We start from the raw sequence: 17,889 nt of genomic DNA on the forward strand, positions 1-17,889 counted from the left end.
TATTAGAAAACCTATTTAATGAGTTCTTTAAAGCAAATAAAATGGGTATAACCCATTTTAATTTGATAAACGTTTAATTGCTTTATGAGAACCCATTAAAGTTTTTAACCCATATGGGATATTAAAAGCAACATCAAGCATTTCTCCATTCACATTAACAACAACACCTTTACCAAAAACATCATGAATAAGCAAATCTCCAGCTTTCCAGTCAGTTATTTCATTATCACCGATCATTTCTTCAACAGTTTCTTTGGTATTAATATAATTTTCTGTTTTAAACTTATTTTTAGCCCCTATATGCTCAACTTTATTTTTTCCTAATTCACTAATGAAACGAGAAGTCAGCTTAGGAGAATGAGAAATATAAGAAAAGCCCTGTGAATCAGTTAAATAAAGAGCCTTCTTTGCTCTTGTAAAAGCAACATACGCTAAACGTCTTTCTTCTTCTAAACCATCATTTCCTTCTTCCTCTAAAGCATGAAGTGAAGGAAAAATATTTTCAGAAAGACCGGTTACAAAAACATATTCAAACTCTAATCCTTTCGCCATATGAATACTCATTAATGAGACATAATCGCCTTCACCGACAGTATCTTGAGAAGTATATAAAGCTATTTCCTGAAGATAAGATTCAAAATCAGCAGTATCAGGGTGATCTCTCATATAGCCGGCAATAGAACTTTTTAATTCCATTAAATTCTCTATTCGAGACTTCTCTTCATTCTTTTCTAACATTTCATAATAGCCTAGATCCTTAAACATATGATCAAAGATATCTTCCGGATTATCTTTACTTAATCTGGCATTTTCCATAATCTGTATCAGATTCTTCAATTGACTCTGTACTTTAACTGAAAGATTCATTTCCTTCATATAGTAACAGATAGCTTCATAATCTGATATTCTATGATTAATCGCAATTGCCTGTATCTTTTCTAATGTCTTAATACCAATGTTTCTTGTTGGTACATTAATAATTCTTTCAAAAGAAAGATCATCATTACTGACAAGTAGTCTTATATAGCTTAAAGCATCCTTTATTTCTTTGCGACTAAAGAATTTTAAACCGCCAAAGATACGATAAGGTATCTTCATTTTAATCAATATCTGTTCAACTGAACGAGATAAATAATTAGCACGATATAAAACCGCAAAATCCTTATACGAAAGATCATACTTAGTTCTGAGTATTTCAATCTGATCAGCTACATATTGTGCTTCAGCTTCTTCACTTCTTCCAGAAAAATGAATCGTTTTTGTTCCTTCTTCAAGATTAGAAAAAAGTTCTTTATCCAGTCTATTTTTGTTTTTTCTAATAAGATTATTGGAAACTTCTAAAATATTTTTAGTAGAACGATAATTTTGATTAAGATAAATTGTTTTTACATCTTCATAGTCCTGATCAAAATTAATAATAAAATTAACATCACTGCCTCTAAATGAATAAATAGTTTGGTCAGGATCCCCTACGACACAAACAATTGAGTCTTTTCCAAAAAAAGAAATCAATTCATACTCTATCTCTCCAACATCCTGAAATTCATCTACATGCACATACTGATATCTTTGTGACCATCTTTCAACAATATCGGGATTATCTCTAAAAAGTTCCAATGTCTTTAAAAGAAGATCATCAAAATCAAGCATATTATGAGCTCTATTATAATCTTCATAAGCCTGATATAATTTTGCTTTATCCTTTTCTCCTTTAAGACTGTTCATTGATAAAGCCTTCTTAGGTGTAATAAAAGCTGTCTTATATGAAGAAATATAATGAATAAGAGATTTTGGAGTATAAATCTTACTATCCAACGATAATTCTTTTAACAGTTTTTTTACCAGAGCTTTTTGATCCTCTTCATCCATAATAATAAAATTATGACCATAGCCAAGTTTAGAAATATGCTGGCGAAGAACACGCACACACATAGAATGAATAGTACTGATTGTAGAACCTAGTGCCTGTGTTCCTAAAATTTTTTCTACTCTCTCTTTCATTTCATTAGCCGCCTTATTAGTAAAGGTAATTGCTAAAATATTTTTAGGATAAACACCAATATTTTCAATCAGATAAGCAATACGGTAAGTAATGACTCTTGTTTTACCTGAACCTGCACCGGCAATAATTCTTAAATGACTATCAAGATAAGTAGCTGCCTCATATTGCTTTTCATTTAATAGTTTTTTTAAATTCATACTTACCCTCCTTTTGTTTAATATTGATGTGATAAACCAATAATATCCTTGACATCCTTAATATGCATACGATCAAGAATATCATTCATTTCATTAATGATCTTTGGGCAGGCATATGGATCAATAAGATTGGCACAGCCTATCTGAACTGCACTGGCACCTGCAATCATCATCTCAACAGCATCTTTTCCACTGCTAATTCCTCCCATACCAATAACAGGTATGGAAACAGCCAGAGAAACCTGATAAACCATTCGCAAAGCAATCGGTAAAATAGCAGGACCACTATATCCACCGGTTTTATTCGCAATAATCGGTTTACCTGTTTTAATATCAAAACGCATACCAACCAATGTATTAATCATAGAAATACCATCAGCACCTGCTTTTTCTACTGCACAGGCAATTTCTGTAATATCAGTCACATTAGGAGAAAGCTTCACATAAACAGGCTTCGCTGATACTTTCTTTACTTCACTTGTTAGTTTTGCAGCAGTCATTGGATCAGTACCAAATTGCATTCCTCCATCAGCAACATTTGGACAGGAAATATTTAATTCCAAAGCACCAATATTATCCGCCTGACTTAAAATTCTTGCAGTTTCAATATAATCAGCAAAACTGTGTCCGCCAATATTTCCAATCACTTTATCATTAAATATTTCAGCTAATCTTGGTAATTCATATCCGGTTACATGATGAACCCCGGGATTCTGTAAACCAATCGCATTGAGTAATCCTGCCGGTCCTTCAGCAATTCTTGGTAAAGGATTACCATATCTTTTTTCTAAAGTCGTTCCTTTAATAGAAATCGATCCTAATACATTTAAATCAAAAAAGCGAGTGAATTCTTCTCCATACCCAAATGTTCCTGAAGCAGGAATAACAGGATTTTTTAAAGATAAACCAGGTAATTCTATTTTCATATTAGCCATCTTATTGTACCTCACTTGAAGAAAATACAGGACCTTCTACACAGACACGTTTAGAAGTTCCATCTTTCATAAGCATCGAACAGCCCATACATGCACCAAAGCCACATCCCATTCTTGCCTCATATGACAATGATCCATTCTTGTTATCAAAGGAAGCTAAAGCTTTAAGCATTGGCAAAGGTCCACAGGCATAATAATGATCATATGTAAAACTATATTTTTTAATACAGTCAATAACAGTTCCTTTTATTCCTAAGGAACCATCCATTGTCGAAATATAAACTGGACAGAGTGCTTCAAATTCTTTCTGATAAAAAACATCATCAACTGAATTAAATCCCAATATAGCTTTAACTTTAACACCCATATTAATAAGATCTTTACATGTTTTATATAATGGCGGTACCCCAAGTCCCCCGCCAATCAGCAACGCCTCTTTTTCATTATGATAAATAAAACCATTACCTAATCCAGTCAAAACATCAAGAATATCACCTGTTTTTTTCTTAGATAAAATTCTTGTTCCTTCTCCTACAACTTTATAAATCAATTTAATTTCATGATTATTATAATCACAAATACTCATTGGTCTTCTCAAATAAGGATCTTTATTTTCAGTCAGCCTGATATTAATAAACTGACCGGCATGTTCAACATAAGAAGCTGCTTCTCCTTCAAGTATCATTTCATAAACATTTTCAATTAATTTCTGATGTGAGACTATTCTCATCAATCCTTGATTATTCATTTTTTATCTCCAAATTTTTTTATTAAAGCTTTATTTACACATTCCGGTACAAGAGGTGAAACATCATGATGATGACTGGCAATCTCTTTAATATTAGAACTTGAAATAAAAGTCTGATTAAGATGAGACATTAAGAAAACAATTTCTATCTCATCATCAAGATACTGATTTGCATAAGCCATCATTGATTCATAATGATAATCCTGAGTTGCTCTTAAGCCTCTGATTAGAGCTCCTGCTCCTACTTTTCTAGCATATTCAACCGCAAGCTTATCACTAAAATCAACATACACATTATCCAGATCTTTAACTGTCTCCTTGATTAATAAAAGTCTCTCTTCAATATTAAATAATCCCTTTTTATCAGGATTTTCAAAGATTGTTACATAGACCTTATCAAATAATTTAGATGCTCTTTTAATAATATCCAAATGCCCATTAGTAATTGGATCAAACGTTCCTGCATAAACTGCCTTCATCATAATTCCTCTCTATATTCAAAAATTTGAAGCATCGTTATACCATAAACAATTTCTTTAATAGTATGGAAATGCTTATCCAGTATCATTTTCTCTTCATATAAATCTTCAGTCACAATAATACATTTATCATTGAGCATACCTGCTTCTTGCATGAATAAAATAATATCTTTATTTATCTTCATAGAATAAGGCGGATCAAGTAAAATGAGATCAAACTTAATCTCTTGTTCTTTTAAATAAGAAAGTGCCTTCCGATAATCCATTTTTAATGGATATGCATTTAAAATATGCAATGCTTCAATATTTTCTTTAATAACTTTATATGCCTGATAGCTTTTATCACATACATATAAAGTATCCATTCCTCGGCTAATAGCCTCAATACCAAGCCCTCCACTGCCACCAAATAAATCCAAGACAGTCCCACCATTAAGATATCTTTGAATAATATTAAAAAGATTTTCCTTATTCTTATCCGTCGTTGGTCTTGTTTTCTGAGAAGGAACAGTTTTCAAACGACGACTTTTATACTTTCCTGAAATAACTCTCATAAATTTTACCTATCCTTGAAGTCACCAGTTCATCTGAAACACCATTAAACAAAATATTTGATATTTCATCCAAACGATTATTTAAAATCTTTAAACAACTATTATAAACAATAACTTCATTATAACTATAAAGACTGATTTTTAGGTTTCTGATCTCTTCTTTAAGATCATCCAAGGAAATATAATTTTTATATTTCATCATTTCCTGATATTGCTGTTCTTTTTCTTTAATACGAGAAATCAGTAATAGAATATTCTGTTTGCTGTCAATATCCCTCTTAGCCTTCATAAAATCCTGATAACACTGTTCTTGCTTAATACTTTCAATGAGCTGTTCTAAAAGATCATAATCCATATTCATAATCTTCCTTTAATTGATCACGATTATGCTTAGTGATAATAGACTGAATAATACCTATTGACAATAAAGCAACAACAGTAGATGATCCGCCGGCAGAAATAAGCAGCAATGGAACACCGGTCATAGGAATAAGACCGGATACACCGCCGATATTGACAAAAAGATGAGTAAGAAAATAAGCAGCAATACCGATTAATGTCAGCTTGTCAGAAGATTCCTTGACCTTAAACACATATCTAAAGCATACAAAAATAATATAACAGTATGGTATCATAATACAGGCAAAACCGATAAGCCCCAGTTCTTCCATAATAATAGCTGAAATATAGTCATTCTGCGCTTCAGGAATATAACCAAATTTCATAACACTGCTTCCAAATCCTTTTCCTAAAAGTCCCCCGCTTACATAACCTACCAATCCATTCACTATCTGATAAGATTGTCCATAAATATCTCTTAATGGATGAAGCCATGAATCAATACGAGATAGCTGATGAGACTTTAATAGTCCTGAATACATAAGAAAAACAACAGGTAAGGCAATAATCAAAATATATGTAAGTCTTTTAAATTTCTGAAAAAAAGAATAATCAGTACATAAAAATATTACATAGCTGATTCCGCCAATAATCAAAGCTGAGCCTAAATCCTTCTGTATAAATGCACACACTAAAAAGGCAAAGCCAGCCATAGCAATAGGATAAACAAGACATTGTTTTAAAAGTTTATCCTGTAATTCATTTTTCAGCTTTTGACTGCCTTTTCTAAAATCATAATGTCTAGGTAATTCGCCAAAAGCATAAGAAAGATATAAAATAATTGTCAGCTTCATAAATTCTACCGGCTGAATAGTTACAGGCCCTAAAACAATCCACGCATGTGTTCCATTAATAACCCATAAAAGACATATAAACATACTCATTAAGACAATAAAGTACATAAGCTTTAAAAACTTTCCTGAAAGTTTTCTTTTTTTATAATTATGAGCTAAAAACGTCATTCCTATTGTTCCGGCACATACAAATACAATCTGCTTAATCATATTGATAGCAGCATAAGCTGTTCCATATTTATTAGCCATTCCTACTGATGCATCTCCAATCATAACTATCCCAAATACACAAAGAAATATGCACATAAAATACAGTACACGATCAGAACCGGTATTCTTAAATACCTTTTTTAAAAACTCTTTTCCTATCATAAACTTATCCAGCTTTCTTCTTTAGATTTTTTTATAGCCTGATAAATAGAATAGCCGCTGTTTTTCTCAAATTCTTTATCCAGTTGTTTTTCCTGGCTCTTGGAAGTTACAATCACTTTAAATTTCTTATAAGCAGCTAAAAGCTCATCACTTGAGATACCACCTTCATAGGCTTTCTCAACTGCATTATATAATGCCATAACATCTATAATTTCATTAACTGTCCATTCACTGTCTAATGGATAATCATACATATTCATCACTCCAATTATGTCCATTATACATGAATTTAATGATTTTATAAAGTCACATAGATAGATTTATAGGGATTGTTTTGTTATAATGTCACTGAGGTGGTAACATGTTAACAATGAAAGATATAATTGATGATAAAAATCCATTAATCAGAAAAAAATCTAAAGATATTTCTATACCTGTTGACGAACAAACAAGAAAACTGGGAATAGAAATGTTTGAATATTTAAAGAATTCACAGGATGAAGAAATCAGCGAAAAATATGATTTAAGACCCGGTGTCGGACTGGCTGCTGTTCAGGTTGGTGTTTTAAAAAGAATGCTTGCAATATATATACCGGAAATAGATGAAAACGGTGAAATAACTCACTGTGATCAATATATATTGGTTAATCCAAAATTAATTTCCTATACTGCTAAGCCCTCTTATCTAAAAAATGGTGAAGGATGCTTATCAGTTCCGATAGATCAGCAGGGAATCGTTCCAAGACATGCAAAAGTAACCGTTGAAGCCTATGATCTTTTAACTGATAAACAAGTAAAAATTGTAGCGAGAGGTTTTTTATCCATCTGTCTTCAGCATGAAATGGATCATCTAGATGGTATCCTCTATTATGATCACTTTAATAAAGATAATCCTCATGCTCCAATCAGCAACGCTATAGTAATTGAATAGAAGTCCTAGGACTTCTATTTTTTATTTACAGATTTATTATTTAGTTTTTAAAATAATGATTTAATTATATAAGTATTTACTGAAATGAAAATATAAAAGAGAAACTATAACATATTTTTATAGTTTAAATCATTGCTATAAGCTAATATAAACTGCTTATGCTGCTCAGCTCTAGGATCATTTCTAAATTTATAAAATTCATATAAATAAAAATGATCAATAACTCTACCATAATTATTCAGTCTGTTTCTCAGTACCCCATAAAGATAGAATTCAATATAGCGATCATCGCCTTCTTTAAAGGCAATAATATGATTTAAATATTCAATATTCTGAGAATAAAATTTCTGCTGTGATTTTGTAAGTGAAGAAACATAAGATTTCGTATATTCCAAATATTCCTTACTCTTACTCAATTGATTAACTAACAGATAATACAAAGCTAAATTATAAAAGTAATTTACAAGAATCCTTTGATCATTCTTTTTTCTGCCATATTCAAATACCTGATTCATAAGTATTAAAAACTCATTATAGTTTCCTAAATCCAAATAAGCGATTGCTCTGTCAACTGTGTGAGCAATTCTTTGTTTAACTGTAGTTCCTCCCATATCAAAAGATTCAATTTCTTTTAAATATTCTCTCATACAACAGTTTTCTTTTAATTTTCTTATCTTCTTTATTCTAGTGAATTCAATTATAGTAAGAAGAAGATATACGCTTGAAATAAGCATACTATAAAAAACTAGAATATAAAAGAATTCCAATTGGAATAAAAGTACTATACACCAAGCAATAAATCCACCAAAACCTAAAGTATAATAAAATATGTTTTTTAAATCTTTAAAATAACTCATATATCCTATCCCTTTCACAAAGTATTCTATTAGTAATAATGCTCACAAATAGTAATCATATCATCAATATAACAGCGAGAAAGCTGTTTGATATCATCCGGAAGTTTTTTAGAAAAAAGCGGCAGTTTACAGCAGCATTGTTCTCGCATTAGTGGAAGATCTTTCTTAATAGCATATGAAATAATATCCTGCATTCTTCGATCATTCATATGATAAGTAGAAAATAAAGCAAAATTAGAAACATGAGCTCTGGATAGCTTAGAAATGAATGATTTAATTATCTTCTTTTCTTGAGGTAATGATGAAAAGCCTAAAATAAGTAAATCGGTTTTCTGATTAAAATCATATTCATTTATCTCTATGACATGCGTTTTCCCATATCTTGCTAATTCATCAGCAAGCTGTAAAGTTAATTTGTTCTTACTGCTACATACAACTGCTATATTCAAAGAAATCACCACCTATTACAGTTTAATAAAATAGTATGAACTTACTATAAATTATTTATCTTAATAAGCAAATAACTGCTAAAAAAACCACCTATAAAACCACAAATATGTCCTGAAAGAGAAATATTCGGTACAATTATAGAAATCAAAATCATTGCAATCAGATTAGGTAAAAGACTTTTAAAAATATCTGAAAAAATATTCTTTTTAAGTAACGCAAGAGCAGCTAATGCTCCAATTAATCCAAAGATAAGTCCGCTAATACCTCCGCTTACAGTTAATTTTCCAAAACCATTATAAAGATAAAGAAGATATGGAAGAAAATTTGTTGAAAGAAGTGACACAAAAGCAACAATGATCATTTTCTTCTGAAAAATCCGTTCTACAAATATGCCAAGATTATATATAGCAGACATATTCACAGCTAAATGAAGAATTCCAAAATGAATAAAGTTTGCTGTAATTAAACGATAATATTGGTGATAATCATGGACATATATAGGATTATATCCTCCTAGTTCAAGACCCTGATAAGCATTCATTTCTAATCCATAAAGCAGAAAAGAAATGATATAAACAAAAATACATATGCTCATGAGTGTATAGATAACTGGAGATTTCTTATATTCATATTTAATCATCAAGAAATTCATAAATTGACATCTGATCAATCAATGTGATTGATTCTACTTTCTTTTCTTCATTATTCATAACTATTTCATCAATACTTAAATCACTTAATAAATCTGCACGGGATACCGGGATAGCACCCATTTCAATAAGTCTTAAATTTCCATTGTAGTCAGTATCCGTTGTTAAAACTAAAGGCTTTGTCCATTGATAATGGAGATTCTGAACAGAAGTAAACCAGACTGGACCGCTATTAATATGAGCAGCTATTACAAACTGAGTATTAGATAGACCACATACATAAATATTACGATCTAATGAATTAGTCAGGTTAAAATAAGCATATGGATCTACAGCAGAAATAAGAAGCATCTGCGCATTTCTAATTTGCTTTTTATATTCAATCATTTTATCAAGCATATGATCTGCTGTCATCATCACTAATTTACCATTATTTTTTAACACAATCTGTGTAACATACTCATCAGTACCCTTAATTCCCTGTACCAATATAGGAATCTTTTCCTGAAGTATCTTATCAACAACTTTACGAATGGGCTTAGATAGAATCTTATCCTTAGTTTGCGGTCCTACTATAGAAACAACATTATGCTGAAGTAAGTTAAGATCCCCGCAATAATATAGAATAAGCGGCATTCTTCCTTTTAACTTAAGAAGTGACTGTGGATAATCATTTTCATATTTTGTTGTTATAGAAATATGCTCTGAATCCAAGTTATGTAAAGAATGAATAAGATCAGGCAGAAGACCCGTACGGGCAATAAGCTTTTTAGCAATATCTAAATCTATACCTAAAATCTGATGAAGCGTATCAATGTTCATTCCAATCAATCTGCTAGGATCGTGATTTTCTCCTCCTCTTAAATGTTTCTCAACATGAAACCATTCTTCATTAGTAAGAGGTTCAATATTTGTAGGTATAATATCACTTGTATATAATATCACAGCCAAGCTGTCCAAATTAAGTTTTATTTTCATTTTCATCACCATTTCTTATATTATATCATATAAAATAATGATAAAACAGTTCTCAATGAAAAAAAAGACCCCTAAGGGTCTTTAAATTATTTACCTAATTTTTCTTTAACAGCAGCCTGAGCAGCAGCTAAACGAGCTAAAGGTACTCTAAATGGAGAACATGATACATAAGTTAATCCTACATTATGACAGAACTCAACTGTCTTAGGATCTCCACCATGTTCACCACAGATACCAAGTTTGATATCTGGACGAGTAGATTTACCCTTTTCAACTGACATCTTAACTAACTGACCAACACCATCAACATCAATAGTTGCAAATGGATCATGTTCATAGATATTATTTGCATAATAATCACCTAAGAATTTACCTGCATCATCTCTAGAGAATCCAAATGTCATCTGAGTTAAGTCATTTGTACCAAATGAGAAGAATTCAGCTTCTTGAGCAATCTTATCAGCAGTTAAGGCAGCTCTTGGAATCTCAATCATAGTACCTACATGATACTTCATATCTAATCCGCTTTCAGCAATAATAGCATCAGCAGTAGCAACAACTGTCTTCTTAACAAAGCTTAATTCTTTTACTTCACCAACTAAAGGAATCATAATTTCAGGTTCAATTAATGTGCCGGTTTCTTTAGAAACATTAATAGCAGCTTCAATTACAGCTCTTGTCTGCATAGCAGCAATTTCCGGATATGTAACAGCTAATCGGCAGCCACGATGACCCATCATTGGATTGAATTCCTTTAGTGATTCAACACGTTCTTTTAATGCTTCAAAAGTCATTCCTAAACTTTCAGCTAATGGAGCAATTTCTTCATCAGTATGAGGTAAGAATTCATGTAAAGGAGGATCTAAGAAACGAATATTAACTCCGTATTTACCCATTGTTCTATATAAATTCTCAAAGTCTTCTCTCTGATATGGAAGAATATTAGATAATGCCTCTTCCCTAGCTTCAAGTGTTTCAGCAGTAATCATACGGCGGAAGTTAAAGATTCTTTCTTCGTCAAAGAACATATGTTCAGTACGGCAAAGACCAATACCTTCAGCACCAAATTCTTTAGCCTGTTTTGCATCTCTTGGATTATCAGCATTCGTTCTAACCTTTAATTTTCTTGCTTCATCAGCCCATTCCATAAATTTAGCAAAATTACCGCCAATTTCAGGAGCAACAGTCTTAATCTGTTCAGCAAAAACTTCACCAGTAGAACCATTTAATGATAACCAGTCACCTTCATGTAATACTCTGCCATCTGGTAATACAACAGTCTTATCAGCTTCAGAAACTTTTAAAGAACCGCATCCAGATACACAACAAGTACCCATACCACGAGCAACAACAGCAGCATGTGAAGTCATACCGCCACGTACAGTTAAGATACCATGAGCTAAGTTCATACCTTCAATATCTTCCGGAGAAGTTTCATTACGTACTAAGATCATATCCTGTACGCCATTTTCTTTAGCTGCCATAACATCTTCAGCAGTAAAATATAAATGACCTGTAGCAGCACCCGGAGAAGCAGCTAATCCGGTAGCAACAGCTTTTGCCGCTTTATATGAATCATTGTCAAAGTTTGGATGTAATAACTGATCTAAAGCCTTTGGATCAACCATTAATAAAGCCTGGTCTTTAGAGATCATACCTTCATCAACCATCTCAACAGCAATTCTTAATGCAGCTTGAGCAGTTCTCTTACCATTACGAGTCTGTAGCATATATAATCTACCATCTTCAATAGTAAATTCCATATCCTGCATATCTTTATAATGAGATTCTAATGTTTCACAGATCTTAACAAATTGATTATAACAATCAGGCATCTGCTCATGTAAGGCAGCAATTGGACTAGGTGTTCTTACACCGGATACAACGTCTTCACCCTGAGCATTCATTAAATATTCACCATATAATACATTTTCACCAGTAGCCGGGTTTCTAGTAAAGGCAACACCAGTACCGGAAGTTTCTGAACGGTTACCGTAAACCATCTGTTGTACATTAACAGCTGTACCCCAAGAACCTGGAATATCATTTAAACGACGATAAGTGATGGCACGATCATTGTTCCAAGAACCAAATACTGCACCAATAGCAGCCATCAGCTGTTCTTCAGGTTTCTGAGGGAAACCAGCTGGATCAAGTTCAGCAAATTCTTTCTTATAAACTTCAACAACTTCTTTTAAATCTTCAGCAGTTAAGTCTAAATCGTTCTCTAAGCCTTTCTGTTCTTTAATAGCATCAAACTGATGTTCAAATTTCTCTCTTGGGAAGTTTCTTACAACATCAGCAAACATCTGAATAAAACGACGATATGAATCATATACAAAACGTTCATTGCCAGTATCTTTTGCGAATTGAGCAGCAACCTCATCATTAAGACCTAAGTTTAATACAGTATCCATCATACCCGGCATAGATTCTCTTGCACCGGAACGTACAGAAACCAATAATGGATTCTCAGGATTGCCAAATTCTCTTCCTGTAATTTTTTCAAGTTCTCTAAGATTAGCTAAAACTTCTGCTTTCATTTCATCAGTCATTTGAGCTCCATCTTCATAATACTTAGTACAAGCTTCAGTAGAAACAGTGAAACCTTGTGGAACAGGTAATCCAATACCAGTCATTTCTGCCAAGTTTGCACCTTTACCACCAAGAAGTTCTTTTTTCTTGCTAAGTGGCATATCTAAAGCAGCACCTTCTTTGAAAAGGTAAACATACTTTTTCATATTCAATCCTCCTTATTAATAACTGAAGATAGTATACACCATCATGTATCTTTCAAGCAAGCAATTTCACCTAATTTCAGTTGATAAACTTAAAAATGTTATACAAATCAAAAGAAGTAAGATTATCTTACTTCTTTTGCAAACTCTAATTTTATTCTTGTTCCTTTTATTTTTTTATTAAAACAGTTCTTAACAGTTTTCTTTGAAACCTTACTATTAATATCTACAAAAGTAAATTTTCTCTTAATAACAATTTCTCCGATATCATCTTTTCTAATCTTACCAAATTCAATAAGAAAATCCTTAACTTTTGTTTTATTGAGTTTTTCATTGCTTCCAGCATTTAAGAAAATACGATCATATTTTTTTGAAGACTTATTAAAATCATCATCTTTATACTCAAATGCAAGTCTTGAAGAATAATTCATTTTAAGTAAAGCGGCTAAAACATCGTCCTTTAAACGGTTAGGAACGTCTTTGACAACATCCATGAACTCCTGATATTTTCCAGCATCTAAAATATGTTGTACATCCTCTAATAATTCTTTGATTTTTTGATTAAAAATATCATCAACAGATGGAATCTTAAGCTCTTCAAAATGTGATTTTGTTTTACGCTCAATTGATCTTAAATAATTGATTTCTCTTGGTGATACAAAGCTATAAGCAATACCGGTTTGCCCTGCTCTTCCGGTACGTCCAATACGGTGAATATAAAGTTCATCTTCCTGTGGAAGTTCATAATTAATAACATGGGAGACATGATCAACATCAATTCCTCTAGCAGCCACATCAGTAGCAATCAGTATCGGAATCTGTTTTTCCTTAAAACGTCTTAATGTACGCATTCTTGCATCCTGATCAATATCTCCATGAATACTGGCTACATGAAATTTATGAGTAGCCAGCTGATTAGTCAACTCATCAACACTTCTCTTCGTACGACAAAAAATAATAATAGACTCTTTTTCAATAGAATCCAATACTCGGCATACTGCTTCAAACTTAACATTGTTTTTAACAACATAGAAATACTGTTTAACAGTTGTTGCAGTTTTCTGAACAGATTTGATCTGAATATGTTCATAATCTTCTTTCATATATGAAGAGGCAATCTTTTTTATACCCTCCGGCATAGTGGCTGAAAACAAAATAGTTTGACGTTCTAACGGTACTGAAGATAAAATTGTTTCAATATCTTCAATAAATCCCATATTAAGCATTTCATCAGCTTCATCTAGCACAAAGTAATGAATACCATCAAGTTTCAAAACTTTTCTTCTCATCAGATCCATAACTCTTCCCGGTGTTCCAATCACAATATCAACACCGCTTTTGATTGTACGAATCTGTTTTTCAATATTACTTCCTCCATAAACACAGGTATATCTTAATCCTGTGAAATGACCAATCCTTGTCAGTTCCTCATAAATCTGCAAAGCTAACTCTCTGGTAGGTGAAAGGATAATTGCCTGAACTCTTTCTCCGGGTTGAATCTTAGAAAGAAGCACACTGCCAAAAGCCAATGTTTTTCCGGTTCCAGTCTGTGCCTGACCAATTACATCCTTCCCGGTTAATAAAACCGGAATAGATTTCTCCTGAATAGGTGATGGGGAAACAAACCCCATTTTTTCTATTCCTTTTTGAATATCATCTGATAAGTTTAATTCTTTAAAATTCATTTCTTTCCTCGTTTCTTTTAGTCAAATGAGTTTATCATGTTTTCTAGCTATCCACAAGTAAAATTTAATAATTATGTAATATATACGCTCTAACTAACGAAATAAAATATAATGAGCCTGTAATAAACATATTCTTTTTATATTTTATGGCATTATCAACAGCAGTTTTCCAGTCTTCTTTTTTAACAGGAAAATCCTCAGCCAGCTGATCATAAGAAGCAGCTCGGGGATGATCAAAGGTACAGACTGTAACATCATCAGTTAATTTTAATAATGTCTTTATCATTTCATGTGTATCTTTATCTCTTAATGCCGAATAAATAATTCCAAATCCAACATAATTTTTTGCAGTTTCATAAAAAGCATTCATTCCTTCTTTATTATGTGCTCCATCAATTATAATCACAGGATTATCATAAATGCATTCAAAACGTCCTGCCCATTCAGCTTGTTTAAATCCTCTCTCTAAATCATCATTATCAAAAGGAAATCTATCTCTGATATATTCTAAGACGTTAATAGCTAAAAGACTGTTATTAATCTGATAGAAAGCATTTGTATTTAATTCAATATGATAATGATGATAGTCATAAACAATAGGAGTATATCCTTTTATATTGTATGCTTTGTTAATACATATCAAATGAGAATGATATTTTTGGCAGGTATCTCTAAAAACTTCTAAACAGTCTTCTCGAACTTCTCCGGTCATATAATCAATTCCCTCTTTAACAATACCGGCTTTATTGAATGCTATCTCTTTATATGATGAGCCAAGATAATCGGTATGATCTAATCCTATATTTGTATTAACAGCCAAAATAGGCATAATAATATTGGTAGCATCCAGCAATCCGCCTAATCCTACTTCATATAAAACAATATCAGTTGCCCTATAAAGAAAATAAACAACAGATACAAATACTTCTATTTCAAACATAGAAAGATGGTAATATAAAAATACATTCATATACCTATTTATGATTTTGATAAATATTTTTTCATCAATAGAATGATCATCACTTTTTATAATTTCCAGACGATTAATAAGAGCCGGTGAAGTAAACATACCTACTGTATATCCCGATGTCTTCAATACTTCCTTAATATAATTAATTGTTGATCCTTTTCCATTAGTCCCGCCAACATGAATGCATGTTAATGCTTTTTGAAAGTCAAAAAAGGAAATCATACATTCTTTAAAATGATCTAGCGAGTAAACACGATGGGGCAGCTTTTCAATAAATTCTCTTGCTTTTTCATAATTCTTAAAAGAGGCCGATAAAGGAAGGATTTTTACCATAGTATTTTCTGAAGATACAAGATAGCCCAATTTTTTAAAAAACGGAATGGAAGAAAAAGAAACATGAAGAACTATCCTAGAAAACCCTATTGTTTCAGCAGCTGTTAACAGTTCTCTAAATATTTCTTCTTGAATAGCCCCCGGAGCAGCATAAAGATATGTTACTTTTTCCATTTTATAAAGCTGAATAAATCCTACCAGATTGTTATTTTCAATGGCACATAAAGTTACAGTTCCCGGCTGATGTAATCTTATTGTTATATGAAGCATATCACCTAAATGAAGAACTTTAGGCTCAGTACTATTATTAAGTAATTCTATATGCATATAAATCTCCTAAAAAAAGGATGGTTCCCCATCCTTTAGATTTTTTCAAATCTATCAATATCCAATACAAAAATTGTAGCTCCGCCTACTAAAATATCAACCATGATAGGAGTAAAAAATTCACCCATTTCAGTAGGTGGTACAGTAGGTTCTTTTTCTACCCTCTTTTTTGCATGATTCTTTATTATTTCAATAGCAGCATCCACTCTGTCATCATTAGTTCCAATAAAAAAAGTTGTATTTCCTTTTTTTAGAAAACCGCCACTTGTTGCTAATTTAGTAACAAAGAAACCGCCTTCTGTTAAAGAAGTCTGAACGAGAGAACTATCATCATTATTTACAATAGCCATAATCAATTTCATATTCGTCTACCTCCTAGAAAAACATTCTAGCATACAAGCATAAAAAAAGCTAGGAAGTCTTAACCGTGATATTTCTTTTTAAATATAGTATAATGTGAAATCAAGGAGAACTCTATGCAATCAGAATTAATACGTTGGTATATACACAATAAAAGAAAGCTGCCTTTTAGAGATATTAGAGATCCCTATAAAATATGGATTTCAGAAATTATGCTTCAACAGACAACTGTTCAGGCAGTTATTCCTTATTATCTTCATTTTATTGAAGTCTTTCCGGATATTAAAACACTGGCAAAAGCTTCATTAGATGATGTCTATAAGTGTTGGGAAGGTCTGGGATACTATCGCCGAGCTAAACATATCTATGAAACAGCACAGATTATTCATATAAAGTATCATGATACCTTTCCTGATGATTATAATACTATTTTATCATTAAAAGGAATTGGACCTTATACTGCCGGTGCTATCTGCAGTTTTGCTTTTAATCAAAGCTATGGAGCTATTGACGGCAATGCTTTAAGAGTACTATCAAGAGTCTATAGAATATCTGATAACATTGCTTTAAATAAGACCGTTAATACAATCAGAAATTTGGCTAATCAATTAATTGTTGGCTATGATTCCAGTTCCTTTAATCAGGGTCTCATGGATTTAGCAAATGCAATATGTAAACCTTTAAATCCTTTATGTAAAGAGTGTCCCTTAAATAAGGTTTGTAAAGCTTATCATTATCATGAAGAAAAAGTTCTTCCTATTAATATCAAGAAAATCAAAAAGACAGAAACAAGTTATATTACTGGATATATTACTTATCAAAATAAGATTATGCTGATTAAAAATAAATCAGGATTATTAGAAAATATGTACGGTCTCCTTCAATATGAAGCAGAAAGTCCTTATACATTTATAGAATATTTTTACAATGAATACCATGCTGATTTAACTGTTAATGCATTTATCAAAGATTTTAAACATATCTTTACTCATCGTACATGGTATATGCATGTTTATCATTTTACCCTAAACAAAGATATTCCTGCACTTTTTTCTTCATATGATACTCTCACTATCCCTACTGCTCATAAAAAAATATTAGATTATATAAATAAAACATAAAACAGGATT

The 17,889-nt window shown here is 31.8% G+C and carries 18 protein-coding genes; 2 read left to right on the forward strand and 16 right to left on the reverse strand.

Annotation, left to right across the window (positions count from 1 at the left end; all coding sequences use genetic code 11):
- Positions 1 to 57: 57 nt before the first annotated feature.
- From HMPREF9943_RS04300 to HMPREF9943_RS04335, 8 genes are read right to left on the reverse strand one after another with little or no spacing between them, the layout of a single operon-like run.
- On the reverse strand, positions 58 to 2,199 hold the full coding sequence (locus tag HMPREF9943_RS04300; RefSeq protein WP_004802360.1) for an ATP-dependent helicase: 2,142 nt from the start codon (positions 2,197 to 2,199) through the stop codon (positions 58 to 60).
- Between the two features lie 17 nt (positions 2,200 to 2,216).
- Entirely contained in the window at positions 2,217 to 3,134 is a 918-nt protein-coding gene (locus HMPREF9943_RS04305) for a dihydroorotate dehydrogenase (protein ID WP_004802363.1), read from the reverse strand.
- A gap of 1 nt (position 3,135) precedes the next feature.
- Entirely contained in the window at positions 3,136 to 3,882 is a 747-nt protein-coding gene (locus HMPREF9943_RS04310) for a dihydroorotate dehydrogenase electron transfer subunit (protein ID WP_004802364.1), read from the reverse strand.
- Positions 3,879 to 4,364, reverse strand: coding sequence for a pantetheine-phosphate adenylyltransferase (gene coaD / locus HMPREF9943_RS04315; protein WP_026624416.1), 486 nt, complete (start codon positions 4,362 to 4,364; stop codon positions 3,879 to 3,881). The genes HMPREF9943_RS04310 and coaD overlap by 4 nt, the downstream gene beginning before the upstream one ends.
- On the reverse strand, positions 4,361 to 4,915 hold the full coding sequence (gene rsmD, locus HMPREF9943_RS04320; protein WP_004802368.1) for a 16S rRNA (guanine(966)-N(2))-methyltransferase RsmD: 555 nt from the start codon (positions 4,913 to 4,915) through the stop codon (positions 4,361 to 4,363). The genes coaD and rsmD overlap by 4 nt, the downstream gene beginning before the upstream one ends.
- Positions 4,890 to 5,270, reverse strand: a complete 381-nt coding sequence (locus HMPREF9943_RS04325) for a YlbF/YmcA family competence regulator (RefSeq protein WP_040402609.1) — start codon at positions 5,268 to 5,270, stop codon at positions 4,890 to 4,892. Before HMPREF9943_RS04325 ends, rsmD begins: the two co-directional genes overlap by 26 nt.
- Positions 5,260 to 6,480: an FtsW/RodA/SpoVE family cell cycle protein gene (locus tag HMPREF9943_RS04330; RefSeq protein WP_004802371.1), complete on the reverse strand. Its 1,221-nt coding sequence runs from the start codon at positions 6,478 to 6,480 to the stop codon at positions 5,260 to 5,262. The genes HMPREF9943_RS04325 and HMPREF9943_RS04330 overlap by 11 nt, the downstream gene beginning before the upstream one ends.
- Complete coding sequence (locus tag HMPREF9943_RS04335) at positions 6,477 to 6,734, reverse strand: UPF0223 family protein (RefSeq protein ID WP_004802373.1); 258 nt, start codon at positions 6,732 to 6,734, stop codon at positions 6,477 to 6,479. Before HMPREF9943_RS04335 ends, HMPREF9943_RS04330 begins: the two co-directional genes overlap by 4 nt.
- A 107-nt stretch (positions 6,735 to 6,841) precedes the next feature.
- Here HMPREF9943_RS04335 and def point away from each other — a divergent pair, with 107 nt between their 5' ends.
- Positions 6,842 to 7,411 carry a peptide deformylase gene (gene def, locus HMPREF9943_RS04340; RefSeq protein WP_004802376.1) on the forward strand — a complete coding sequence of 190 codons (570 nt, stop codon included), beginning with the start codon at positions 6,842 to 6,844 and terminating at the stop codon, positions 7,409 to 7,411.
- A 104-nt stretch (positions 7,412 to 7,515) separates the two neighbouring features.
- Here def and HMPREF9943_RS04345 read toward each other — a convergent pair whose 3' ends face one another.
- From HMPREF9943_RS04345 to HMPREF9943_RS04380, 8 genes are all read right to left on the reverse strand, one after another.
- Positions 7,516 to 8,268 (reverse strand): hypothetical protein, encoded by a 753-nt coding sequence (locus HMPREF9943_RS04345; protein WP_004802378.1) that lies wholly within the window; start codon positions 8,266 to 8,268, stop codon positions 7,516 to 7,518.
- Positions 8,269 to 8,297: 29 nt separating this feature from the next.
- Complete coding sequence (locus HMPREF9943_RS04350) at positions 8,298 to 8,717, reverse strand: hypothetical protein (protein ID WP_004802379.1); 420 nt, start codon at positions 8,715 to 8,717, stop codon at positions 8,298 to 8,300.
- 44 nt (positions 8,718 to 8,761) lie between these two features.
- Complete coding sequence (locus HMPREF9943_RS04355) at positions 8,762 to 9,370, reverse strand: rhomboid family intramembrane serine protease (protein ID WP_004802381.1); 609 nt, start codon at positions 9,368 to 9,370, stop codon at positions 8,762 to 8,764.
- Positions 9,351 to 10,346: a DNA-processing protein DprA gene (locus HMPREF9943_RS04360; RefSeq protein WP_026624409.1), complete on the reverse strand. Its 996-nt coding sequence runs from the start codon at positions 10,344 to 10,346 to the stop codon at positions 9,351 to 9,353. Before HMPREF9943_RS04360 ends, HMPREF9943_RS04355 begins: the two co-directional genes overlap by 20 nt.
- 86 nt (positions 10,347 to 10,432) lie before the next feature.
- Positions 10,433 to 13,087: a pyruvate, phosphate dikinase gene (gene ppdK / locus HMPREF9943_RS04365; protein WP_004802385.1), complete on the reverse strand. Its 2,655-nt coding sequence runs from the start codon at positions 13,085 to 13,087 to the stop codon at positions 10,433 to 10,435.
- 122 nt (positions 13,088 to 13,209) lie between these two features.
- Entirely contained in the window at positions 13,210 to 14,769 is a 1,560-nt protein-coding gene (locus HMPREF9943_RS04370) for a DEAD/DEAH box helicase (protein WP_004802387.1), read from the reverse strand.
- A gap of 64 nt (positions 14,770 to 14,833) precedes the next feature.
- Positions 14,834 to 16,399: a glutamate ligase domain-containing protein gene (locus tag HMPREF9943_RS04375; RefSeq protein WP_004802391.1), complete on the reverse strand. Its 1,566-nt coding sequence runs from the start codon at positions 16,397 to 16,399 to the stop codon at positions 14,834 to 14,836.
- A 35-nt stretch (positions 16,400 to 16,434) separates the two neighbouring features.
- On the reverse strand, positions 16,435 to 16,761 hold the full coding sequence (locus HMPREF9943_RS04380) for a cyclic-di-AMP receptor (protein ID WP_004802393.1): 327 nt from the start codon (positions 16,759 to 16,761) through the stop codon (positions 16,435 to 16,437).
- A 114-nt stretch (positions 16,762 to 16,875) separates the two neighbouring features.
- On the opposite strand from HMPREF9943_RS04380, the gene HMPREF9943_RS04385 reads away from it, so the two are divergent.
- Positions 16,876 to 17,880: an A/G-specific adenine glycosylase gene (locus HMPREF9943_RS04385; protein ID WP_004802394.1), complete on the forward strand. Its 1,005-nt coding sequence runs from the start codon at positions 16,876 to 16,878 to the stop codon at positions 17,878 to 17,880.
- Positions 17,881 to 17,889 lie beyond the last annotated feature (9 nt).

This window comes from Eggerthia catenaformis OT 569 = DSM 20559, assembly GCF_000340375.1.
Classification (GTDB): domain Bacteria; phylum Bacillota_I; class Bacilli_A; order Erysipelotrichales; family Coprobacillaceae; genus Eggerthia; species Eggerthia catenaformis.

Bases quoted from the DNA above. Each gene is read 5' to 3' on its own strand.
- HMPREF9943_RS04325 (WP_040402609.1), bottom strand. From the start codon at position 5,270: ATGGATTATGATCTTTTAGAACAGCTCATTGAAAGTATTAAGCAAGAA.
- HMPREF9943_RS04310 (WP_004802364.1), bottom strand. From the start codon at position 3,882: ATGAATAATCAAGGATTGATGAGAATAGTCTCACATCAGAAATTAATT.
- ppdK (WP_004802385.1), bottom strand. From the start codon at position 13,087: ATGAAAAAGTATGTTTACCTTTTCAAAGAAGGTGCTGCTTTAGATATG.
- HMPREF9943_RS04385 (WP_004802394.1), top strand. From the start codon at position 16,876: ATGCAATCAGAATTAATACGTTGGTATATACACAATAAAAGAAAGCTG.
- HMPREF9943_RS04335 (WP_004802373.1), bottom strand. From the start codon at position 6,734: ATGTATGATTATCCATTAGACAGTGAATGGACAGTTAATGAAATTATA.
- def (WP_004802376.1), top strand. From the start codon at position 6,842: ATGTTAACAATGAAAGATATAATTGATGATAAAAATCCATTAATCAGA.
- HMPREF9943_RS04380 (WP_004802393.1), bottom strand. From the start codon at position 16,761: ATGAAATTGATTATGGCTATTGTAAATAATGATGATAGTTCTCTCGTT.
- HMPREF9943_RS04300 (WP_004802360.1), bottom strand. From the start codon at position 2,199: ATGAATTTAAAAAAACTATTAAATGAAAAGCAATATGAGGCAGCTACT.
- HMPREF9943_RS04345 (WP_004802378.1), bottom strand. From the start codon at position 8,268: ATGAGTTATTTTAAAGATTTAAAAAACATATTTTATTATACTTTAGGT.
- rsmD (WP_004802368.1), bottom strand. From the start codon at position 4,915: ATGAGAGTTATTTCAGGAAAGTATAAAAGTCGTCGTTTGAAAACTGTT.
- coaD (WP_026624416.1), bottom strand. From the start codon at position 4,364: ATGATGAAGGCAGTTTATGCAGGAACGTTTGATCCAATTACTAATGGG.
- HMPREF9943_RS04375 (WP_004802391.1), bottom strand. From the start codon at position 16,399: ATGCATATAGAATTACTTAATAATAGTACTGAGCCTAAAGTTCTTCAT.
- HMPREF9943_RS04355 (WP_004802381.1), bottom strand. From the start codon at position 9,370: ATGAATTTCTTGATGATTAAATATGAATATAAGAAATCTCCAGTTATC.
- HMPREF9943_RS04330 (WP_004802371.1), bottom strand. From the start codon at position 6,480: ATGATAGGAAAAGAGTTTTTAAAAAAGGTATTTAAGAATACCGGTTCT.
- HMPREF9943_RS04370 (WP_004802387.1), bottom strand. From the start codon at position 14,769: ATGAATTTTAAAGAATTAAACTTATCAGATGATATTCAAAAAGGAATA.
- HMPREF9943_RS04360 (WP_026624409.1), bottom strand. From the start codon at position 10,346: ATGAAAATAAAACTTAATTTGGACAGCTTGGCTGTGATATTATATACA.
- HMPREF9943_RS04305 (WP_004802363.1), bottom strand. From the start codon at position 3,134: ATGGCTAATATGAAAATAGAATTACCTGGTTTATCTTTAAAAAATCCT.